The 19626-nt window shown below is 67.0% G+C and carries 16 protein-coding genes and 4 tRNA genes; 10 read left to right on the plus strand and 10 right to left on the minus strand.

All coding sequences use genetic code 11. The features are described 5' to 3' along the window. The first annotated feature begins 9 nt into the window (after positions 1–9). The 5 genes from D575_RS0100895 to D575_RS0100915 all read left to right on the plus strand — a co-directional run bounded on the left by D575_RS0100895 (position 10) and on the right by D575_RS0100915 (position 5152). The gene (locus D575_RS0100895; protein WP_018144029.1) at positions 10–1299 is read left to right on the plus strand and encodes a nucleotide sugar dehydrogenase; all 1290 of its coding nucleotides are present in this window, start codon (positions 10–12) and stop codon (positions 1297–1299) included. Between the two features lie 184 nt (positions 1300–1483). After that, positions 1484–2698: a glycosyltransferase family 4 protein gene (locus D575_RS0100900; protein ID WP_018144030.1), complete on the plus strand. Its 1215-nt coding sequence runs from the start codon at positions 1484–1486 to the stop codon at positions 2696–2698. Further along, a complete protein-coding gene (locus tag D575_RS0100905) occupies positions 2695–3345 on the plus strand; it encodes a sugar transferase (protein ID WP_018144031.1) in 651 nt (216 codons plus the stop codon). The genes D575_RS0100900 and D575_RS0100905 overlap by 4 nt, the downstream gene beginning before the upstream one ends. Beyond that, positions 3342–4193: an aldolase/citrate lyase family protein gene (locus tag D575_RS0100910; RefSeq protein ID WP_018144032.1), complete on the plus strand. Its 852-nt coding sequence runs from the start codon at positions 3342–3344 to the stop codon at positions 4191–4193. Before D575_RS0100905 ends, D575_RS0100910 begins: the two co-directional genes overlap by 4 nt. After that, the gene (locus D575_RS0100915; RefSeq protein WP_018144033.1) at positions 4184–5152 is read left to right on the plus strand and encodes a D-2-hydroxyacid dehydrogenase; all 969 of its coding nucleotides are present in this window, start codon (positions 4184–4186) and stop codon (positions 5150–5152) included. Before D575_RS0100910 ends, D575_RS0100915 begins: the two co-directional genes overlap by 10 nt. 525 nt (positions 5153–5677) lie before the next feature. On the opposite strand, the gene D575_RS0100920 is transcribed toward D575_RS0100915, so the two are convergent. The 5 genes from D575_RS0100920 to D575_RS0100940 form a co-directional block, all read right to left on the minus strand. Further along, positions 5678–7675 (minus strand): nucleoside-diphosphate sugar epimerase/dehydratase, encoded by a 1998-nt coding sequence (locus D575_RS0100920; protein WP_018144034.1) that lies wholly within the window; start codon positions 7673–7675, stop codon positions 5678–5680. A gap of 367 nt (positions 7676–8042) precedes the next feature. After that, positions 8043–8118: transfer RNA gene (locus D575_RS0100925), tRNA-Lys, on the minus strand. An 18-nt stretch (positions 8119–8136) separates the two neighbouring features. After that, positions 8137–8212, minus strand: a tRNA-His gene (locus tag D575_RS0100930). A gap of 40 nt (positions 8213–8252) precedes the next feature. Next, positions 8253–8329, minus strand: a tRNA-Arg gene (locus D575_RS0100935). A 67-nt stretch (positions 8330–8396) separates the two neighbouring features. Continuing rightward, positions 8397–8473, minus strand: a tRNA-Pro gene (locus D575_RS0100940). Between the two features lie 166 nt (positions 8474–8639). Between D575_RS0100940 and D575_RS0100945 the strand changes: the two genes are divergently transcribed. Both D575_RS0100945 and folD read left to right on the plus strand, forming a co-directional pair. Beyond that, positions 8640–9515 carry a GGDEF domain-containing protein gene (locus tag D575_RS0100945; protein WP_018144035.1) on the plus strand — a complete coding sequence of 292 codons (876 nt, stop codon included), beginning with the start codon at positions 8640–8642 and terminating at the stop codon, positions 9513–9515. A 122-nt stretch (positions 9516–9637) separates the two neighbouring features. Next, on the plus strand, positions 9638–10501 hold the full coding sequence (gene folD, locus D575_RS0100950) for a bifunctional methylenetetrahydrofolate dehydrogenase/methenyltetrahydrofolate cyclohydrolase FolD (protein WP_018144036.1): 864 nt from the start codon (positions 9638–9640) through the stop codon (positions 10499–10501). A gap of 53 nt (positions 10502–10554) precedes the next feature. Here folD and gltX read toward each other — a convergent pair whose 3' ends face one another. Continuing rightward, a complete protein-coding gene (gene gltX, locus D575_RS0100955) occupies positions 10555–11985 on the minus strand; it encodes a glutamate--tRNA ligase (RefSeq protein ID WP_018144037.1) in 1431 nt (476 codons plus the stop codon). 199 nt (positions 11986–12184) lie between these two features. Between gltX and D575_RS0100960 the strand changes: the two genes are divergently transcribed. The 3 genes from D575_RS0100960 to D575_RS14495 all read left to right on the plus strand — a co-directional run bounded on the left by D575_RS0100960 (position 12185) and on the right by D575_RS14495 (position 14180). Beyond that, a complete protein-coding gene (locus tag D575_RS0100960; RefSeq protein ID WP_026182001.1) occupies positions 12185–12700 on the plus strand; it encodes a peptidylprolyl isomerase in 516 nt (171 codons plus the stop codon). 7 nt (positions 12701–12707) lie between these two features. Then, complete coding sequence (locus D575_RS0100965) at positions 12708–13463, plus strand: UDP-2,3-diacylglucosamine diphosphatase (RefSeq protein WP_018144039.1); 756 nt, start codon at positions 12708–12710, stop codon at positions 13461–13463. Between the two features lie 459 nt (positions 13464–13922). Continuing rightward, on the plus strand, positions 13923–14180 hold the full coding sequence (locus D575_RS14495) for a hypothetical protein (protein ID WP_155985165.1): 258 nt from the start codon (positions 13923–13925) through the stop codon (positions 14178–14180). A gap of 252 nt (positions 14181–14432) precedes the next feature. Here the strand turns inward: D575_RS14495 and D575_RS0100970 are convergent, their stop codons facing one another. From D575_RS0100970 to D575_RS14605, 4 genes are read right to left on the minus strand one after another with little or no spacing between them, the layout of a single operon-like run. Continuing rightward, a complete protein-coding gene (locus tag D575_RS0100970) occupies positions 14433–15269 on the minus strand; it encodes a ferritin-like domain-containing protein (protein WP_018144040.1) in 837 nt (278 codons plus the stop codon). Positions 15270–15294: 25 nt separating this feature from the next. Beyond that, entirely contained in the window at positions 15295–16878 is a 1584-nt protein-coding gene (locus D575_RS0100975) for a multicopper oxidase family protein (protein ID WP_018144041.1), read from the minus strand. Beyond that, positions 16875–19394, minus strand: a complete 2520-nt coding sequence (locus tag D575_RS0100980) for a heavy metal translocating P-type ATPase (protein ID WP_018144042.1) — start codon at positions 19392–19394, stop codon at positions 16875–16877. The genes D575_RS0100975 and D575_RS0100980 overlap by 4 nt, the downstream gene beginning before the upstream one ends. Before the next feature lie 11 nt (positions 19395–19405). After that, positions 19406–19537, minus strand: coding sequence for a hypothetical protein (locus tag D575_RS14605; RefSeq protein ID WP_017925682.1), 132 nt, complete (start codon positions 19535–19537; stop codon positions 19406–19408). Between the last annotated feature and the right edge of the window lie 89 nt (positions 19538–19626).

Here is a 19626-nt window from a genome sequence, read left to right on the forward strand (position 1 = left end):
GATTGAAAGATGGCGGAATTTGCGGCACCGGACGCCCCGCGTCTGGCCATTATTGGTCTGGGTTATGTCGGCCTGCCTCTGGCGGCCGAGTTCGGACGGGTCCTGCCCACGCTGGGCTTCGACATCGATACGGGTCGGGTCGAGGAACTGCGTGGGGGGCATGACCGCACGCGCGAAGTCTCGCGCGAGGAACTCGCCGGCGCCGAACATCTGGAGCTGACCGCAGACAGGGAGCGGCTGCGGGAATGCAATGTGTTCATCGTGACGGTGCCGACCCCGATTGATGCGCATCGCTGCCCCGATCTGGGCCCGCTACTGGCCGCCAGCCACACGGTGGGGGGCGTGCTGAAGCCGGGCGACGTGGTGATCTACGAGTCCACGGTCTACCCCGGAGCCACGGAGGAGGACTGCGCCCCCGTGCTGGCTGCCGAGTCGGGGCTGGAGCTCAATCGGGATTTCTTCCTCGGCTACAGCCCGGAACGGGTCAACCCCGGCGACAAGGAACACCGTATCCCCGACATCGTCAAGGTCACCTCCGGCTCCACCCCCGAGGTCGCCGCCTTCGTCAACGCGCTCTACACCCGCATCATCCGCGCAGGCACCCATCCGGCGGCCAGCATCCGTGTCGCCGAGGCGGCCAAGGTCATCGAGAACACCCAGCGCGACGTGAATATCGGGCTGATCAACGAACTCGCCATGCTGTTCGAGCGCCTGGACCTGGATACCGAGGCGGTACTGGCCGCGGCCGGGACCAAGTGGAATTTCCTGCCGTTCCGGCCCGGCCTGGTGGGCGGGCATTGCATTGGCGTAGATCCGTACTACCTGACGCACAAGGCGCAGGCCGTCGACTACCACCCGGAGATGATCCTCGCCGGACGCCGCACCAACGACGGCATGGGGGGGCATATCGCGGACCGCACCATCAAGGCAATGATCCGCAAGGGGTTCCCGGTCGTGGGTTCGCGCATCCTGATCATGGGTCTCGCCTTCAAGGAGAACTGTCCGGATCTGCGCAACACGCGCGTGGTGGACATCGTCCATGACCTGCACGGTTATAACGCCAACGTCGACATCTGGGACCCCTGGGTGGACGCAGCCGAGGCCCATCACGAGTACGGCCTGGACCTCCTGTCCGATACCCCGGAGCCGTCTCGTTACGATGCAATCGTCCTCGCCGTCCCGCACTGGGAGTTCGTGGAACTGGGCCCGCAGGGCGTACAGAAGTTCGCACGCGAGCGCGCGGTGATCTTCGACGTCAAATCCGTGCTCCCGCCGGAGGCGAGTGACCTGCGTCTATAAACGCTCAATCCCTCTTGGTTCGCGCTGTCTTTTCGGGGTGTCTCGCACACTTTGAGCCCCCGGAAAGATGGCGATAAACCATTGTCTTGTTTACCTTTTGCCCTCATGCACACGGACTTACGAGGTGCCTGAACGCCGCCACCCCGGAGGGGGGCGAAGCACCCTCGAGACAGGAGCGCAACGCATGCAGGAAACCGAGCATCGCCGAATCGTATCGCCCCTGCGCGGCAACACCTCCAGTGCTGCCGAGACCGCCCGTCAAGGCGCGGTACGCGAACGCTGCAGCGTCGATCTGCTGATCGTGGCCGCCAACGCCCGCTCGCTGATCGCCAACCGCGGTGATCTGATCCGCGAGATTCAGGCGCGAGGGCATGGCGTGGCCGCGGCAGTCCCGCGCAAGGACTATCTACCCGAGGTCGAGGACCTGGGTATCCCGATCTACCCCTTCGACCTGGGCCGGACCGGAGTCAACCCGGTCGAAGACCTGCGGACCACAATGTCCCTGGCGCGGCTGATTCGGCGGCTGCGCCCGGAGGCGGTGTTCAGCTACACCGTCAAGCCCGTCGTGTACGGCTCCCTGGCTGCACACTGGGCCGGCGTTCCGCGGGTATACGCCATGATCACCGGCCTGGGGCATGCCTTCACGACCGAGTCCTGGCGGACACGGGTGTTGCGGACCATCAGTTCGCGTCTGTACCGAACGGCACTCGCTCGTTGCGATCGCGTGTTCTTCCAGAATCCGGATGACCTGCAGGATTTCCTCGACCGCGGGGTTTTGCCCGACACCCAACGGGTGGTCCGCATCAACGGATCCGGCGTGGATGTGGAGCGCTTCGCGCGGCAGCCCCTGCCCGAGGGCGACCCACTGTTCCTGTTTGTCGGTCGCCTGTTGACCGAAAAGGGCATCCTCGAATTCGTGGAGGCGGCGCGCCAGGTCCACCAGCAATCCCCCAGCGCCCGGTTCGTCGTCGTCGGTCCCCACAACCCGGACCTGCCCCACTCGATCCCGGCAGAACAGGTCGAGGCCTGGAAGCGCGAGGGCATCGTCGAGTTCGCAGGCGGCGTTACCGATGTTCGGCCCTGGCTCGAGAAGGCCTCGGTCTTCGTCCTGCCCTCCTACCGAGAAGGCACGCCCCGCTCGGTGCTGGAGGCGATGAGCGTGGGGCGCCCGATCATCACCACGGATGCCCCTGGCTGCCGTGAAACCGTCCTGGATGGCGAGAACGGCTTTCTCGTCCCGCCCCGAACCACTGCGCCCCTGGCCGAGGCCATGCAACGGTTTCTGGATCAGCCGGAACTGTTACCCCGGATGGCCGGGGCCTCGCGTGAGCGGGTGGAAGCGAAATACGAGGTTGGACAGGTCAATCGCGTGATTCTTCGGTCCATGGAGCTCACATGAACGCGACTCTCAAACGACTGTTCGACGTCCTGTCCAGCATGGGGGCCCTGATCCTGCTGGCACCGGTCCTGTTTCTGATCGCCGCGGCAATCCGCCTCGACAGCCCGGGCCCGATCCTGTTCCGCCAGCGACGTATTGGCCTCCATGGCCAGCCTTTCCGGGTGCTCAAGTTCCGCACCATGGTGGATCGCGACCCGGACACCATCGACCAGCACCACGAGCAGGTCGTCAGTACCGGGATCGATCCGCGCATCACGCGTGCAGGCCGGCTGCTGCGCGCCAGCAGTCTCGATGAACTGCCACAGCTCTGGAACATCCTGCGTGGCGACATGAGCGTGGTCGGCCCCCGCCCCATCCTGCCGGAGCAGGTGGAGGTCGTCCCGCCTTCCTACGCCTCCCGTTTTTCCGTGCGGCCCGGCCTGACCGGCCTGGCCCAGGTCCGCGGTCGCCGCACCCTGGGCTGGATCCAGCAGCTCGAGGCCGATACCGAGTACGCCGCGCAGCATCACCTGCTGTATGACTTGGGATTAATCCTGCGGACCATTTACGTAGTCCTGACCGGCCAGGGGGTGTACGGCGAGGCCGGCATCAACTGGCGTACCTATCGCGATTCGTTGCGTAACCGACAGCAAGGGGACACGAAATGAACTCGACCCTGAAACACATGTTCATCACCGCCTCCGCCAACGTCGCCCGACAAGCTGAGGCAGCCGGGATCGCGCGCATCTTTGTCGATATGGAAGTCCGCGGGAAGGCCGAGCGTCAGGGCCATATGGACACGCACAAGGCGCGCCACACGCTCGAGGATGTGCGCCGCATTGCCGGCGCGTTGACGAGCGCCGAATTGATGGTTCGCATCAACCCCCCGGCATCGCAAACGCCCTCCGAAGTCCGCCAGGCGATCGAAGCCGGCGCCGACCGGCTGATGCTGCCGATGTTCACCCACATCGACGAGGTCGCGCTCTTCCTCGACGCAGTGGGCGGACAAGTGCCGGTCGCTCTGCTGGTCGAGACACCCCAGGCACTGATCCGGCTCCCCTCCTACCTGCCGCTGCTGGGGCCCGACGACCAGATTCACATCGGCCTGAATGACCTCAGCCTGGCCACCGGGCTCGATTTCCTGTTCGAACCCCTGGCCGGCGGCATGCTCGAGGCCCCTGCGGCACTGTGCCGCGAGGCCGGCGTCGCGTTCGGGTTTGGAGGCGTCGGGGCCGTGGGCAAAGGCGAGATCCCGGCGGAATCCATTCTGGGCGAGCATGTCCGCCTCGGCTCCGAATGGGTGATCCTCTCGCGCGCATTCCGCGAGGTCGTCAGTCAGGAAGACCCGGCCACCGGGGCCGCGCGCCTGCGCGGCGAACTGGGACGCCTGCAAGCGGCGGAACAACGGTTTCGCGCGGCGACGCCGGAACAGCTGGGGGAGAACCGCGACGAGGTCCGCAGCCGCATCTTCCGGCTGGCGGCCCGGCTGCACAACCGGAGTCGGGCATGCGCCTGAGCCGGACGCTGTTCCTGCAGAAGCCTGACGTCCTGCGGCAACAACAGGGCCTCATCGAAAGCCGCCTGTGCGAGGCATTTCCCAACACCGCGCTGACCTTCGCCGGGGGGCCCGACGCCGTTCCCGAGGGGCTTGAGGTCGACGCGGTCATCGCCCCCACGCTGCCCTGGCTGCCCGAGGCCCTGAACCGCCTGTCGCGCTATCAGTGGATCCATTTCCTGTCCGCCGGGGTGGAGCGAATCTGGGACATGCCCTTCCCCAAGGATGGCCTGATGATGACCAAGAGCAGCGGCGTCCATGGTGCCCCGATGAGCGAGTATGCGATCGGCGCCATGCTCTACTTCGCCAAGCACTTCGATCGTTTCAACGAGCAAAGCCGCCAGAAACGCTGGGAGCGCAGCTGGCTTGGGGAACTGACCGGACGCACCGTCATGGTGCTCGGCATGGGGCACATCGGCGCGCTGGTAGCCCGCCGCGCCCAGGCGTTCGACATGCGTGTGATCGGCGTCCAGCGCAACCCGCGGGCCCATGACCATGCCAGCGAGGTCATCCCGCTGGACGCTGTGGAAGACCGTCTATCCGAAGTGGACTACCTGGTCGTCTGCCTGCCCCTCACGCCGGGCACTCACCACCTGGTCGCCGAGCCCCAGTTGCAGCACCTGAAGCCCGGCGCGGTTCTGGTGGACATATCGCGTGGCGGCGTGGTGGATCAGCGGGCCCTGACCCAGGCCCTGGACACGGGCCACTTGCGCGGCGCCGCACTGGATGTCTTCGAGGAGCAGCCCCTGCCCGCGGGCTCGTCCCTGTGGAACCGGGAGAATGTCCTCGTCACTCCACACGTCTCGGGAACCTCGCCGCACTATATGGAGCGCGCCCTCGAGATCTTCGTGCGCAACGCCCGCGCGCTTGAACAGGGCCACGCCCCGATCACGCCGGTCGATCCCGCCGCCGGCTACTGACTGCCGCCCGACAAACGCGGCTCCGCAAGAGCCCTGCTCGTTTCTCTCGCACTTCCCTTCCTGCAAGTATGCGGGCCCGGAGAACATCACTCGCCCCCCCCCCCCCCCAGGGGGGCGTGGATCCATCCGCACGGCCGCGGAAGAGTCGACCCCACTTGCCGGGACGCCGCGCCTGGTCCTGGAAAGACCCGGTCCTGGAAAGAATCGGGCGCCAACGCGCCCCCCCGAATGGATCCGCTCGGCCTGCCACCACGCTATATCGCGCCACCACAGGGCCTCTCACCTTGCGCACCGTGGCCAAAATGGGGCGGAAAGGCGACTGGCGACAGCCCGCCCGCGAAGCCACCCGGACGTTATTTCCGAGACACATCCGCGGACCGGCAAGCGGTACGGACATGGCACTGGAAAGGTACGGAGGTGCCAACGCCAGTGCATTGGCAACCCGCGTGACCGCACCGAAGGCCGCGAGTCATCCACGACGGTATGCGAGGTGCACGACCACCGAACCGTGATCCGCCGCATCACCTACCGCGAAGCGGGCGCGGCCGTTCGCGCATAGGTCACCACTGCAGGGCGCACCGGAGCCGGAACCGGTCGTGGCGGGCAGGACGACGCCGGGGCACTGTGCGTTGCCTCTTCCTCGCTCCCGGGCTTGTACCCATCCACGACCCGGCGCAGTGTCTCGAACGCGGCCCGGGCATCCCGCTCGTGGTCGGCCTGCTTCAACGCTTGCAATGCCTGGGCGAGGACATCCGCCGCCACGCAGGTCTCGCGGGCTCGCATGATCTTGGCGTGAGGCGTCGCCTCCACGTTATCTCCGATCAGCAGCTCCTCATAGAGCTTTTCGCCGGGACGCAGGCCCGTACAGGTGATGGCGATGCCTTCTCCCCCGGCGGCCTCGCCCTCGCGCACCTGATGGCCATGCAGGCGAATCATGCGCCGGGCCAGGTCGATGATCCGGACCGGTTCCCCCATGTCGAGGACATAGACCTCGCCACCCTCGGCCATCGCGCCGGCCTGAATCACCAGCTCGGCCGCCTCCGGAATGGACATGAAGTAACGGGTAATCTCGGGGTGGGTGACCGTCACCGGCCCCCCTTCGCGTATCTGCCGGTGGAATAGCGGGACCACGGAACCGGACGAACCCAGCACATTGCCAAACCGCACCATGCTGAAGACCGTCGCATGCTGGCGCCGCGCCCGATCCTGCAGGACCATCTCGGCCAGGCGCTTGCTTGCACCCATGATGTTGGTCGGACGCACGGCCTTGTCGGTGCTGATCAGGATAAAGCGCTCGACTCCCGCGGCGATCGCTGCATCGGCTACCACAGCCGTACCCAGCGTGTTGTTGCGCAGGCCCTCGAGCAGGTTGCCTTCAACCAGCGGCACATGTTTGTAGGCGGCGGCATGATAGAGCGTCTGCACACCGTGCTCGCGCAGGACCTCGGCGACCCGCGCGCGGTTCGCGACCGATCCGAGCACGGCGTGCACCGCCACCTCCGTCTGCATGCCGGAACGACGCTCCGCGAGTTCCTGCTCGATCCGGTAGAGCGCGAACTCGTTACGTTCGAAAAGCACCAACGCGGCCGGCTCAAGGCTGAGGATGCGCCGACACAACTCCGAACCGATCGAACCACCGGCACCGGTCACCATCACTACACGCCCCCGGATGCTTCGGGCCAGCAGGGCCTCGTTGGGCGGCACCGGATCGCGCCCAAGGAGATCCGCGATATCGAGATCCTCCAGTTGATCCAGCGGTGCCTGCCCCGACACCACCGCCTCCAGCGACGGCACCGACTGCACATGCAACGGATACGGTTCCAGCCATTCGAGGATACGCCGGCGATCGGCTCGACTCGCCGATGGAACGGCCAGCAACACGCGCGCGACACCGCACTGGTCCACAAGGGTCTCCAGGGCCGCGGGCCCGCATACCGGGATATCGTCAATGGCACGCCCCTGGACCGCCGGATCCTCGTCGATGAACGCCATCACGCGGAAGCGTCCACTGGACTGCAACCCGGAGGCCAGCTGAATACCCGCCTCGCCAGCACCGAAGACCACCACGCGCTCACTCCCCGATCGCGCATCGGAGACCGCCTGATACCAGCTACGCACCAGAGATCTCCCGGCCGCCACCAGGGCAAAGGCCAACAGGGCAAAGTTCACCGAAATCGCTCCGAAGAAGCCGGGTGTCTGCGTCAACTCGGTGGACGCCCAGATCATCACCGCGAGCGCCAGCACACCGACGATCACGGCCTTGAACGCCCGAGCCCCCATGAAGCGCACTACCGTCCGGTAGAGCCCCAGTCGGGCAAACACCAGAATACCGACCGCCGAAACCAGCGGGAAAAGCCACCAGGCCTCGACCATCATGGCCGGAAGCGGCTGCCCCGTGCGGATTACAAACGCCAGCCACAGGGCAAGGGGCAGCATCGTGCTGTCTGCCAGCACCATCAACCCCTGCTTCGCGCCACGCGGCAGCTGCAGCAGGTTTTCAAGACTACGATCCAGTAGCGCCATCTTATGGCCTCCCTTCGTGTCATCGATCAGATCACGAGGCAGAACAACGACGTTTTCATGTCGCCGTTCGCCGCAAGCGAGAAGGGAGGCTACCAGTGCAATCACCGGACATCTGGGGGGGGAATCACGCTGTAGGGGACGCGACTGAGGGCGTCGTCACGCTATCCGGACGTCCCTCCGAAAGAGCCGGAGAATACCTTCCGCATCCCACAGGGGGATCGCCGCGACGGGCACCTCAAGGAGACACAGATCAGACGGAAGAAGAGAGAGCCGCCACGAAACGCGGGCTCATGCCCCATGCGCACCCACACGGCTTCGAGCCCGATCAATCGAGCGTCAACAAGGTATGCAAGGATCTGGAAAGAAATGGTGGGCCGTGTAGGAATCGAACCTACAACCAATGGATTAAGAGTCCACTGCTCTACCAATTGAGCTAACGGCCCCCTGAACAAAAAAGGGGGTGGGGTGACCGATGGGACTCGAACCCACGACAACCGGAGTCACAATCCGGGACTCTACCAACTGAGCTACGGTCACCACCGTGTCACTGTACAGCTACTTGCGCGAAGGGCGGCCCTGGCGCGCCCGGCAGGACTCGAACCTGCAACCGTCGGCTTAGAAGGCCGATGCTCTATCCGGTTGAGCTACGAGCGCGTTACCGCCGAGCATTGAGGCCATGGCGCCTGATCCGAGCCTGCCGGAAAACCGTGGCCGGGAGCCATGGTCGGGGTAGAGGGATTCGAACCCCCGACATCCTGCTCCCAAAGCAGGCGCGCTACCAGACTGCGCTATACCCCGTCGAGCCGTCCCCGCTAAAGGGCCTACACAGCGAGCGCAGGATGGTAGCCCCGCGAGGGGTTCGCGGTCAACAACAGATTCCGCCTGCAATGCCCTCCCCTCGGGCGCGGCCCCGTGCTAACGTCGGCTTGGGACGTTCGCAGGGTCGCGAGCGCGGAGGGGACGGATGCTCGACTGGGTAGCCAACACAGCCATTGTATTGGGGGCAAGCGGCCTCCTGTATGCCCAATGGACACTCGCCCGGCTGCTGCGCGAGCTCCCCGAGAGCCGGGTCCGTACCGGCTGGAAGATGATGTTCTTTCTGGTCCCGGTCTTTACCCTCGGCTACTTCGGCTATATCCCGCTGAACTGGGGGCTCTACGAGGGCCTGCCCGACCTCCTGGTGCCGGCCATCTTCCTCCTCGGGGGGTGTTTCGTCTGCACCGTGGTCGGTCTGACCCACAGCTCGGTGGAGAAGATCCGCCACATTACGCGGCTGGAACACGAATCCATCACCGACCCGCTGACCGGCCTGTTCAACCGCCGGCACATGGATCGCCGGCTGGACGAGGAGGTATCCCGCGCCCGGCGCTACGGCCAGCCATTGTCCGTCGTGATGCTGGATATCGACCAGTTCAAGCCGATCAATGACCGCCTGGGCCACCTGATCGGGGACTACATCCTGACGACCCTGGCCGAACGCATGCAGCAAGTCCTGCGGCGCTCCGACCTTGCCGCGCGCTTCGGCGGGGAGGAGTTCGTCGTCGTCGCCCCGCATACCGACCTCGAGGCAGCCATGGCGCTGGGCGAGAAGCTGCGCGAAGCCATATCCGGCCACCCGATCACCCTGACCGGGCACCAGGCCGCCCCGCCCTGCGCACCAGATACCCTGACGGTCACGGTCAGCGTCGGCATCGCCAGCCTCGACGCGAACCCGAAATCCAGGGACACCGCCGAGACCCTGATTGCCCGTGCCGACGACGCGCTCTATCGCGCCAAACAGGACGGGCGCAACCGCTGCGAGGCCAGCGCGCCCGCAAGCGGCCTCTCGGCGGCCCTGTAGCCAGGCACCTCCGCTGGCCGAGGCATCCGCCTCGCCCCCATGCAGATTCCGCCCGGCAAATCGCTTGAGCCCCCGCGCCCGCCATGGGAAGATCGCGGGCGTTCCCCCGGAGGCGAGACCCCATGACGGCCCAGATCATCGATGGACGCGCGATTGGCCAGACCCACCGCGCAAGAATCGCGACCGAGATCGAATCCATGACCGCCCGCGACCTGCGTCCGCCGGGCCTCGCCGTGGTGCTGGTCGGGACCAACCCGGCCTCCGAGGTCTATGTGCGCAACAAGCGCAAGGCCTGCGAACAGGTCGGTGTGGTCTCGCACTCCTATGACCTGCCCGCGGGCACGCCGCAGACCGATCTGCTGGCGCTGATCGACCAGCTCAATGCCGACCGCACCATCGACGGCATCCTGGTCCAGCTGCCGCTGCCGGATCACATTGACCCCGAGACGGTGATCGAGCGCATCTCCCCGGCCAAGGACGTGGACGGCTTCCATCCGTACAACGTCGGCCGCCTGGTGGCGCGCGTGCCGCGCCTGCGCCCCTGCACCCCCTGGGGCGTCATCCAGCTGCTGCGGCATATCGAGGAACCGTTCAAGGGCCGCACGGCCTGCGTGATCGGCGCCTCCAATATCGTCGGCCGACCCATGGCCCTGGAACTGCTGCTGGCCGGTGCGACCCCGACCATCTGCCATCGCTTCACCCCGGATACCGCCGCCATTGCACGGCACTCCGACATCGTGGTCGCCGCGGTCGGCAAGCCCGGCCTGGTCAAGGGCGACTGGATCAAGCCCGGCGCCACGGTGATCGACATCGGCATCAACCGCCGCGACGACGGCACCCTGACCGGCGACGTGGAGTTCGACGCCGCCGCCGAGAAGGCCGCCTGGATCACGCCCGTGCCGGGCGGGGTCGGCCCGATGACCGTGGCAATGCTGCTGGACAACACCCTGCGCGCCCGCGCCTTCGGGACCCACGAAGCGGCCTGAACGATGGCGTCCAGCGCCCGCCTGCGGGCGGCGGGCACTTGCTCCTCGCGGGTTCAGCCCGCTGCGTGACGACGCGCGGCTTCCAGGCGCAGACGCACGCGTTCGCGCCCCAGATACTCCCAGATACGCGGCAGCTCCGGCCCAAAGGTCTGCCCGGACAACGCCGCCCGCAACGGCATAAACAGCTTGCGCCCCTTGCGTTCGGTGGCCTGCCCCACCGCCTTGGCCAGGGCGGGAAAATCCTCGGCCGCATCCAGCGCCTCCAGCCCCGCGTTAAAGAAATCCGCGCCGGCGGCCGTCAGTTCCTCGCGCGCGGCCGCGCTGTACGGCGCCGGATCGGCGGCGAACGCCGCGACCCACAGTGGCGCCTCCTCGGCGCGGGTGATGTTGTCGCGCAGCAGCCGCGCCAGCGCCGGGCGCTGCTCGGCAGCCACCGCCTCCAGAACCCCGGCTGCCTCCAGGTAGGCCTGCATCTCGGCATCCGAAAGGCTGCGCAGGGCCTCCGACTGCCAGTGATCCAGCTGCTGCGGATCATGCCGCGCCGCGCTGTGGCCAATACGCTCGGGGCTGAATCCGGCCGCCAGCTCCGTGGGCGACAGCAGGGCATCGCTCTCGTAGCGATGCCCAAGACGCGCCAGGTGGTTCAGGATCGCGACCGGCAGATAGCCCTTCGTCCGCAACTCCTCGACGCTCGCGGACCCGTTGCGCTTGGACAGCGGCGCCCCGTCCTGCCCCATCACCAGCGGCAGGTGGTGATAGGCCGGAGCGCCCAGGCCCAGGGCCTCCAACAGCATCATCTGGCGCGGGGTGTTGGCGATATGGTCCTCGCCGCGCACCACGTCGGTCACGCCCATCAGGGCATCGTCGATCGCGTTGGAGAAGAAGAAGGCCGGCGTGCCATCAGAGCGGCGGATCACGAAATCACCGATCTCGTCAGTACGGAAGCTGACCGGCCCACGCACCCCGTCCTCGAAGCGGATGGTCCGGCCCAGTGGCACACGAAAACGCAGCGTGGGCTTTTGCCCCTCGGCCTCGCGCCGGCCGACCTCCTCCGCACTCAGATGGGCGCAGGTCCCGGGATAGCGCGGCGGCTTGCCCTGGGCACGCATGCGCTTGCGCCCGCGCTCCAGCTCTGCCGGCGAACAGAAGCAGGGATAGGCAAGCCCCTTGCCGATCAGCTGGCTGTAATAGCCCGCATAGAGCTCGCCGCGCTCGGACTGCGCGTAGGGGCCGGCATCGCCCCCGGCGCCAAAGCCTTCGTCCCAGTCCAGCCCGAGCCAGCGCAGATCGCGCTGCAGCGCGTCAACGAACTCCGGGCGCGAGCGCTCGGCGTCGGTGTCCTCGATGCGCAGCAGGAAATGCCCTCCGCGCGAACGGGCCCGCAGGGCGCTGAACAGCGCCGTGCGTACATTGCCCAGGTGCAACAGGCCGGTGGGACTGGGGGCGAAGCGGGTGCGGATTATCGAGTTCGTCATCGCGCGCATGGTAGCGGAGCGTCCACCGGCTCACCAGCGCCTCGCCCTCACGCCCACACACACTTCCGGCATGCTGGCAGGCCTTGCCAGTGGCGGGTACCATTGCCGGTCTTATCTTCCGGAGGTCAGTCCAATGCAACGCATCCGTACCCGGCTCGGCGTCGTGCTGGCCACCCTGCTGATCACCCTCTTTACATCAGGAGCCCTCATGGCCGACACCCATCCGCAGGTCGCAATCGAAACCAACCACGGCCGCATCGTGCTGGAACTCAACGCCGAAGCCGCCCCGGAGACGGTCGCCAACTTCCTCTCCTACGTGGATGACGGCTTCTTCGACGGCACGATCTTTCACCGCGTGATCCCGGGCTTCATGGTCCAGGGCGGCGGCTTCGACAAGGACATGAACCAGAAGTCCGCCGGCGAGCCGATCCGCAACGAAGCCGACAATGGTCTGAAGAACGAGGTCGGTGCGATCTCCATGGCGCGCACCCAGGACCCGCATTCCGCCACCGCGCAGTTCTTCATCAACGTGAACGACAACGACTTCCTGAACCACACGGCCCCGAACGCGCAGGGCTGGGGCTATGCCGTGTTCGGCAAGGTCTCCGAGGGCATGGACGTGGTGCGCAAGATCGAGGCCCTTCCCACCGGCCGCGCCGGCATGCACCAGGACGTACCGCAGGAGCCGGTCGTGATGGAAAGCGTCAAGCGCGTCGAGGACTAACCTCTTCGTGAGTGCCCGCGCGCCGGCCCTGGTCATTTCCGACCTGCATCTGGATCGCGAACCCGGCCCCCTGCTCGAGGCCACGCTCGCCTTCCTCGAAGGGCCGGCGCGCGCGGCCTCTTCTCTGTACATCCTGGGCGACCTGTTCGAGTACTGGGTCGGCGACGACGCCGGCTTTCCCGCTGCCGAACGGCTCGCCGCAGGCCTGAAGACCCTGGACATCCCGGTGGCCTTTATCCATGGCAATCGGGATTTTCTCGTGGGCGAGGCATACGCCGCGTGCGCGGGGATGCAGCTGGCTCCCGACCCCCTGCATGCGGCACTGCCCTGCGGACCCGCCGTGCTCCTGCACGGTGACTCCCTGTGCACCGACGACACCGAGCACATGGCGTTTCGTCAGCAAGTACGCAGTGGCGAATGGCAACGGGCGTTTCTCGCCCATCCGCTGGAAGAACGCATCCGCCAGGCCGAAGCCATGCGCGCCGCCAGCCGCGACAAGGGTCAGATGAAGGCCGCCGCGATCATGGACGTCAATGCGGAGACAGTCGCCGACACCTTCCGTGACGCGGACGTCCCGCTGATGATCCACGGCCACACCCACCGCCCGGCGATCCATGAGCTGACCGTCGACGGCCAGCCACGCCAACGCTGCGTCCTGCCCGCCTGGGACGAACACCCCGGGTACCTGGAAATCAGCGCGACCGGCCCCGTCCTGCGCCAGCTCGACGGCGCGCCCTACCCCGAACACCTCCTCTGCACCTGATCGAATCCGCCACAGCGAGTGTTGTGGGAGCGGGCTTGCCCGCGAACGCCCCCACCAAGCCCTGACAGAAAGCCCGCAGGGTCCCGATGAGCACAGCGAATCGTTTCGACGCATCGATAGCCCCGCATATTGAGGCTGGTCCTGGATCGGCATCCGGTGTTTACGTGCCTTCGTCTGACCGCCTGCCAGGCGCTCTCTCGCGAGCGCACCGCGAGGTACTTCTTTGCTCGTGCAAAGAAGTACCCAAGAAACACGCCCGACTGCCGCGACCCCGGCCCGCTGCGCGGGCCGGGGTTTCCCTCGCTCCGAGGCTTTTCGCGGGCGGCGCTGAACTCGCTGCGCCTTCGGCTCCGCTCAGACATCCAGCGCCTCTTGTCCCGCGAAAAGCCTCTCCACTCGGCGCGACGACAACGGGGAGGTAGATCCAAACAACGGCTATCCCCGCGTGCTTGCCAGTGGATGATGGCTAGGTCTTCGAGCATCTTCGGCACGCTCGGCCTTTGGCCGTTGCGTGCCGCACCCGCGAAGCGGGTGCCGGGGGGCGTAGGATGTGATGAGCGCAGCGAATCGCATCAGGGTTACGCGCGGCGTGGGAAACGGTGCGTTTCGCTGCGCTCAACGGCACCCTACGGGATACCTTCTGTTTTGACCTTCGCCTCCCGTATGGAGCCCCTCGCGGAGGGCGTGATGGGCCGGAACAAGGCGCTGGATGTCTGAGCGAAGCGCAGCGTAGCGAGTTCAGCGCCGCCGGCCCAGCGCGCCCGGAGCGAGGTTCCCGGGCGGAATCCGGGTGCCCTTCTTTGGGTCCTTTCTTGGGCAAGCAAGAAAGTACCTCGCGGCGCGCTGGCGAGTCAGCGCGTGGCAGGCGGCCCGACGGAGGCAGGTAAACACCGGAGGATGAACCAAGACCAGCCTCGGATCGCGAAGACAAACACCATGTTGATGCGTTTCGCTACGCTCAACCGCACCCTAGGAGGAGGTCGGGGCGGCGGCCTGGGCCTCCAGTTGGGCCATCTCGGATTCGGTGAAGCCGGCGGCGCGGCGCGCCGCGTGCGCGAATGGTGGGCGCACGCGGCCGGGCATGTATTCGGCCAGCAGGTCGAGGAACAGCGGTTCGGGATCGAGACCCCGTGCCCGGGCCAGTTCGCGGAACCAGTGCGTACCAATCGCCACGTGCGCGACCTCCTCGCGCTGGATGATCTCCAAAAGGGCCACGGTGTCGGTATCGCCCGCCGCGGTCAGACGTTCGATCATCCCGGGCGTCACGTCCAGCCCGCGTGCCTCCAGCACCCGCGGCACCAGCGCCATGCGCACCATCACGTCATGGTCGGTCGCCAGCGCCGCCTCCCACAAGCCGTTGTGGGCCGCCAGATCCCCGTAGTCCGCACCCAGCTCGAGGAGACGCGCCCGCAGCAACCGGAAGTGCCGCGCCTCCTCCGCCGCGACCTGCAGCCAGTCGCTGACGAACGGCGCCGGCATGTCGCGGAAGCGGTACACGGCATCCAGCGCCAGGTTGATCGCATTGAACTCGATATGCGCCACCGCATGCACCAGCGCGACCCGACCGGCAGTGGTATTCAGCCCTCGCCGCGACAGCTCCTTCGGATGCACCAGCACCGGCCGCTCCGGCCGTCCCGGCACCTCCATGCGTTGCGGCGCGGGGGCATCCGTTCCCTCCAGTTCATCCGCCCACCAGGCGCGCGCCAGCTCCAGCACACGCTCGCACTTGGCCTCCGGGTCACGCTCGCGCAGGGCGGCCTCGGCCTCACGGTAGACGGCCGGGTGCGGCCGCGGTCGTTCGCTCATGGCATCTCTCTGTCGCTACGCACGGTCAGGCCCGGACGCGCACGTTCACCATCATGTCGTTGTCCTCGTGCTCCAGATTATGACAGTGGAACACGTAGAGCTGATCGCCAGCGTAGTGATGGGTGAAGTCGATCGCGATGCGCACGGTCTCGCCCGGCCACAGCAGGACCGTGTCCTTCCAGCCCAGGTCCGTGACGGTCAGGCCTTCATCGTTCACGGCCTGCTGGCGCACGAAGTCCGGACCGCCCGAACGTGACAGCACCTGGAACGAGAAGCCATGGATATGCATCGGGTGCGGCATGCTGCGGTCCGCATTGCGGATGGTCCAGACCTCCCGGGTGTTGGCATCCACCTCGATCGGCACCCGGTCAGGGTCGTACGTCTCTCCGTTGATGCGCCACTGCATCGGCGCCATGTCCAGACGGATATCCCGCTGGCCGGCATCCGTCACGTCGATGGGCTCGATCCGCGACAAACGCTCGGGCACCTCGGCGGTGACCGCCTCGCCCTCCTGGACCACGAACTCGAGCAATGCGAGCGGATCGCCGTCGTGCATGCCGCCACCCATCATGCGACCCATGCCGCCGCCCATGCCACGCCCCATCATTCCTCCGCCCATGCCGCCACCGGCCATCGGGTCGAGTTCCAGGCTGTGCAGCTCGACCCGGTCGCCTCCGGCAAACGCGGCGAAGTCAACCAGGACCTCCAGGCGTTCGCCCGGCGACAGGAAGGCCTCCCGGGCCTCCCGGGGCGACTCCAGCAGCCCCACGTCGGTGCCGATGACCCGAAACGGAATGGCCTGCCCCTCCGCGCGCAGGGCCAGCCGGTAAATCCGGGCGGTGGAGCCATTCAGCAGGCGCAGGCGATGGATGCGCCGCTCCACCTCGTGCGTCGCGGCCGGCGTCATATTCACCAGCACCTCGTCGCCGAGATAGCCCATCATCCGCTGCATCGGGTTCGGCTGGTACACCAGATGGCCGAGCCGGTCGAAGCGCTTGTCCTGCAGCACCAGCGGCAGGTCGGTCGTGCCGAGTTCCAGCCCCAGCGCCTCGTTCAGCGCCTCGTTGTCGTCGTCGCTCACCAGCAGGAAGCTCGCCAGCCCCTGGTGGGCCTGGCGCGCAGTCCGGTGATGGGCATGGGTGTGATACCAGTAGGTACCGCCGCGGTTGGTCACCTTAAAGCGGTATTCGTACTGCTCACCGGGGTCGACCGTCTGCATCGGATGCCCGTCCACCCGGCCCGGAACATGCAGGCCATGCCAATGGATGATCGTGCCCTCGTCGAGCTGGTTGTCCAGGGTCACGTCCAGTTCATCGCCGGTGCGCAACAAGAGGATCGGATTCTGGTAGTCATGGCCGTTCATCTGCGTCCGGTACCAGAGGAACGGGATCTCCTCGCGCCCCGGCACCGGCAACCACCCCTGCTCCGCGACCAGAGTGAACGGCTCGTTGGGTGCGAGGACCGCAAACGGGCCGTCCGCGCCGGGCAGAAACAGGGCGTTGTCGAAACGAGGGGCGGACACTGCATGGTTGAACAGGCTCCAGCCGCCGAATGTGGTGATCACGGGAAGCGCCGCGGCCAGCCCCAGAAACTGACGTCGTCTCATCATTGCTTTTCTCCAGTACCGGCTGCCGGCATGCTCCGGCGCAGCAGAATGGAATTGCCGATGACCGACAGCGAGCTGGCGGTCATCGCGACCACACCGATCATCGGGTGCAGCAGGCCGGCCGCGGCGATCGGGATCGCGGCGCTGTTGTAGGCCCAGGCCCAGAACAGGTTCTGCACGATCTTGCGGAAGGTCAGCCGCGACAGCTGGACGGCCTCGACGACCTTGGTCAGCTCCCCGCGCACCAGGGTCACATCCGCGGCCTCGATCGCGACGTCGGCGCCGGCCCCGATCGCGATCCCGACATTCGCCTGCTGCAGGGCCGGGGCGTCGTTGATGCCGTCGCCGACCATCGCCACGTGCTCGCCGTACTCCTTCTGCAACTCGCGGATGGCCTCGACCTTGCCCTCCGGCAGCACCCCGGCGCGCACCTCGTCGATCCCCACCTGGGCAGCCACGGCCTTCGCGGTGCGCTCGTTGTCGCCGGTGACCATCACGCAGCGGATACCGAGGTCATGCAGTTGTTCGATCGCGGCCTGCGACTCTTCCTTGAGCGTGTCGGCGACCGCGACAATGCCGGCCGGCTGGTCGCCAATGGCCACCAGCATCGCGGTCTTGCCGGCATCCTCCAGTTCCCGCAACGACCCAAGCAGGGCCGACGGATCCAGGCCCTGCTCCTCCAGCAGCCGCTGGCTGCCCACCAGCACTCGTTCGCCGTCCAGGCGGGCCTCCACACCGCGCGCGGTGTGCGACTGGAACTGCTCGACCTCGGCGACCTCCAGCGCCCGGTCCCGCGCACCCTGCACGATGGCGTCGGCCAGCGGGTGCGCGGAACCGGCCTCCACGGCCGCCGCCGCCCGCAGCACGCGGGACTCGTCGAAACCCTCAGTCGGGATGACGTCGGTCAGCGCGGGCTTCCCCCGGGTGATGGTGCCGGTCTTGTCGAGCACGATCACCGCAATGTCCTTGAGCGTCTGGATCGCGGAGCCCGAGCGGATCAGCACGCCGCGCTCGGCCCCCATGCCGGAGCCGACCATCAGCGCGGTGGGCGTGGCCAGCCCCAGCGCACAGGGGCAGGCAATGACCAGCACGGCGATCGCCGCCAGGATCGCCAGCACCAGCGGCGGGCGTTCGGAATCGACCCAGGGCAGGAAGCCCTCGCCCCAGACCAGGATCGGCTGCAACGCCCCGGAGAACGCCAGCCAGGCCGCGAACGCGGCCAGCGCGATCACCAGCACGGCCGGCACGAAGCGCGCGGTGATGCGGTCCGCCAGTTCCTGCACCGGCACGCGCGAGCCCTGCGCCTCGTTGACCAGGCGGATTACCTGCGAAAGGAAGGTATCGGCGCCGACGCGGGTGGCGCGCACCTTCAATCGCCCCTGTTGGTTCAGGGTGGCGCCGAGGACGGTGTCGCCCTCGCCCTTGTCCACCGGGACCGACTCGCCGGTGGCAATGGACTCGTCCACGGTGCTCTCGCCCGCCACCACCTCGCCATCGGTCGGTACCTTCTCGCCCGGGCGCACGATCATCACGTCGCCCACCTGGAGCGACTTGACCGACACCTCGACCTCCTCGCCATCACGCTCGACCCGGGCGGTCTTGGCACCCAGGTCCAGCAGCTTGCGGATCGCCGAGGAGGCCTCGCCCTTCGCGCGATACTCCAGATAGCGCCCGAGCATATGGAAGGCCATGATGGTCGCCGCCATCTCGATGAACGAGGTCATCGGATAGACGAAACCAACCAGCCCGATCAGGTAGGGCGGCAGCGAGCCCATGGAGATCAGCACGTCCATGTTCAGGTTGCCGCTTTTCAGCGAACGCCAGGCGGACCGATGCGTGGCCGCGCCCCCCGCCAGGAACACCACCGGGAAGGCCAGCAACGCGATGATCAACAGATAGCCGGGGATCGGCTGCCAGAACATGTGCGGCATCATCAGGACCATGATCGCGATGGTCGGCACCATCGCGAACCACAGACGGTTCCAGGCCTGCTTCACGTAGGCGGCGTCGATCGCCGCGTCGTCCGCCTCGCTGGCGGCGTCGTCGGTCTCCACCGCCGCCACGTCGTAGCCGGCCCCCTCCACAGCCGCGCGCAGGGCCTCGCCATCGGGCCCGTCCGGCGTCACCTCCACCGTCACGCGGTGGTCGGAGATGTTGGTGCGCACCGTCTCGATCCCGGCGAGCTTCTCGATCGCCGCGCGCACGATACCGGCGCAGTGATCCGAACCCATGCCCGGCACCACCAGCCGCACCGAACCGGAACCCCCGGCCTCGCTCTCGACCTGTGCGACGTCGTAGCCGGCGCCCTCCACCGCGGCGCGCAGCCCCTGCGGGTCGACCTGGTCGGGGTCATACCCCACCGTCACCCGGTGCCGGGCGATATTGGTCCCCACCGAGGTCACCCCCGGGGTCTTTTCCAGCGCCGAGCGCACGATGCCCCCGCAGTGGTCCGACCCCATGCCGGGGACGATGACCACCGCCTCGCGGGCGGTCGCCGGCTTCGTTTCTGACGTCGTCATCGCGTGACTCCTTACCGGCCACCGAACAGATACTTGATCAACGCGGCGATCGCGAGGATCAGCAGTACCAGGACCAGAAGCCCGATCAGGCCTCCGCCCAGACCCATACCGCCCAGCCAGCCAAAACCTTGTTCATTCATCATGATGGAGTCCTCCCAAGGACTTAAATTCAACGGCGATACGCGGTTTCGCGTATCGAGGGGGCGATCCGCAATCGCCCGGGGCCGGGCGG

Source organism: Thioalkalivibrio sp. AKL6 (genome assembly GCF_000376905.1).
In the GTDB taxonomy this organism is placed as follows: domain Bacteria; phylum Pseudomonadota; class Gammaproteobacteria; order Ectothiorhodospirales; family Ectothiorhodospiraceae; genus Thioalkalivibrio; species Thioalkalivibrio versutus.

Excerpts from the sequence above, each read along its gene's own strand:
- D575_RS0100895 (WP_018144029.1), top strand. The coding sequence starts at position 10 with ATGGCGGAATTTGCGGCACCGGACGCCCCGCGTCTGGCCATTATTGGT.
- D575_RS0100900 (WP_018144030.1), top strand. The coding sequence starts at position 1,484 with ATGCAGGAAACCGAGCATCGCCGAATCGTATCGCCCCTGCGCGGCAAC.
- D575_RS0100905 (WP_018144031.1), top strand. The coding sequence starts at position 2,695 with ATGAACGCGACTCTCAAACGACTGTTCGACGTCCTGTCCAGCATGGGG.
- D575_RS0100910 (WP_018144032.1), top strand. The coding sequence starts at position 3,342 with ATGAACTCGACCCTGAAACACATGTTCATCACCGCCTCCGCCAACGTC.
- D575_RS0100915 (WP_018144033.1), top strand. The coding sequence starts at position 4,184 with ATGCGCCTGAGCCGGACGCTGTTCCTGCAGAAGCCTGACGTCCTGCGG.
- D575_RS0100920 (WP_018144034.1), bottom strand. The coding sequence starts at position 7,675 with ATGGCGCTACTGGATCGTAGTCTTGAAAACCTGCTGCAGCTGCCGCGT.
- D575_RS0100945 (WP_018144035.1), top strand. The coding sequence starts at position 8,640 with ATGCTCGACTGGGTAGCCAACACAGCCATTGTATTGGGGGCAAGCGGC.
- folD (WP_018144036.1), top strand. The coding sequence starts at position 9,638 with ATGACGGCCCAGATCATCGATGGACGCGCGATTGGCCAGACCCACCGC.
- gltX (WP_018144037.1), bottom strand. The coding sequence starts at position 11,985 with ATGCGCGCGATGACGAACTCGATAATCCGCACCCGCTTCGCCCCCAGT.
- D575_RS0100960 (WP_026182001.1), top strand. The coding sequence starts at position 12,185 with ATGGCCGACACCCATCCGCAGGTCGCAATCGAAACCAACCACGGCCGC.
- D575_RS14495 (WP_155985165.1), top strand. The coding sequence starts at position 13,923 with ATGATGGCTAGGTCTTCGAGCATCTTCGGCACGCTCGGCCTTTGGCCG.
- D575_RS0100970 (WP_018144040.1), bottom strand. The coding sequence starts at position 15,269 with ATGAGCGAACGACCGCGGCCGCACCCGGCCGTCTACCGTGAGGCCGAG.
- D575_RS0100975 (WP_018144041.1), bottom strand. The coding sequence starts at position 16,878 with ATGATGAGACGACGTCAGTTTCTGGGGCTGGCCGCGGCGCTTCCCGTG.
- D575_RS0100980 (WP_018144042.1), bottom strand. The coding sequence starts at position 19,394 with ATGACGACGTCAGAAACGAAGCCGGCGACCGCCCGCGAGGCGGTGGTC.
- D575_RS14605 (WP_017925682.1), bottom strand. The coding sequence starts at position 19,537 with ATGATGAATGAACAAGGTTTTGGCTGGCTGGGCGGTATGGGTCTGGGC.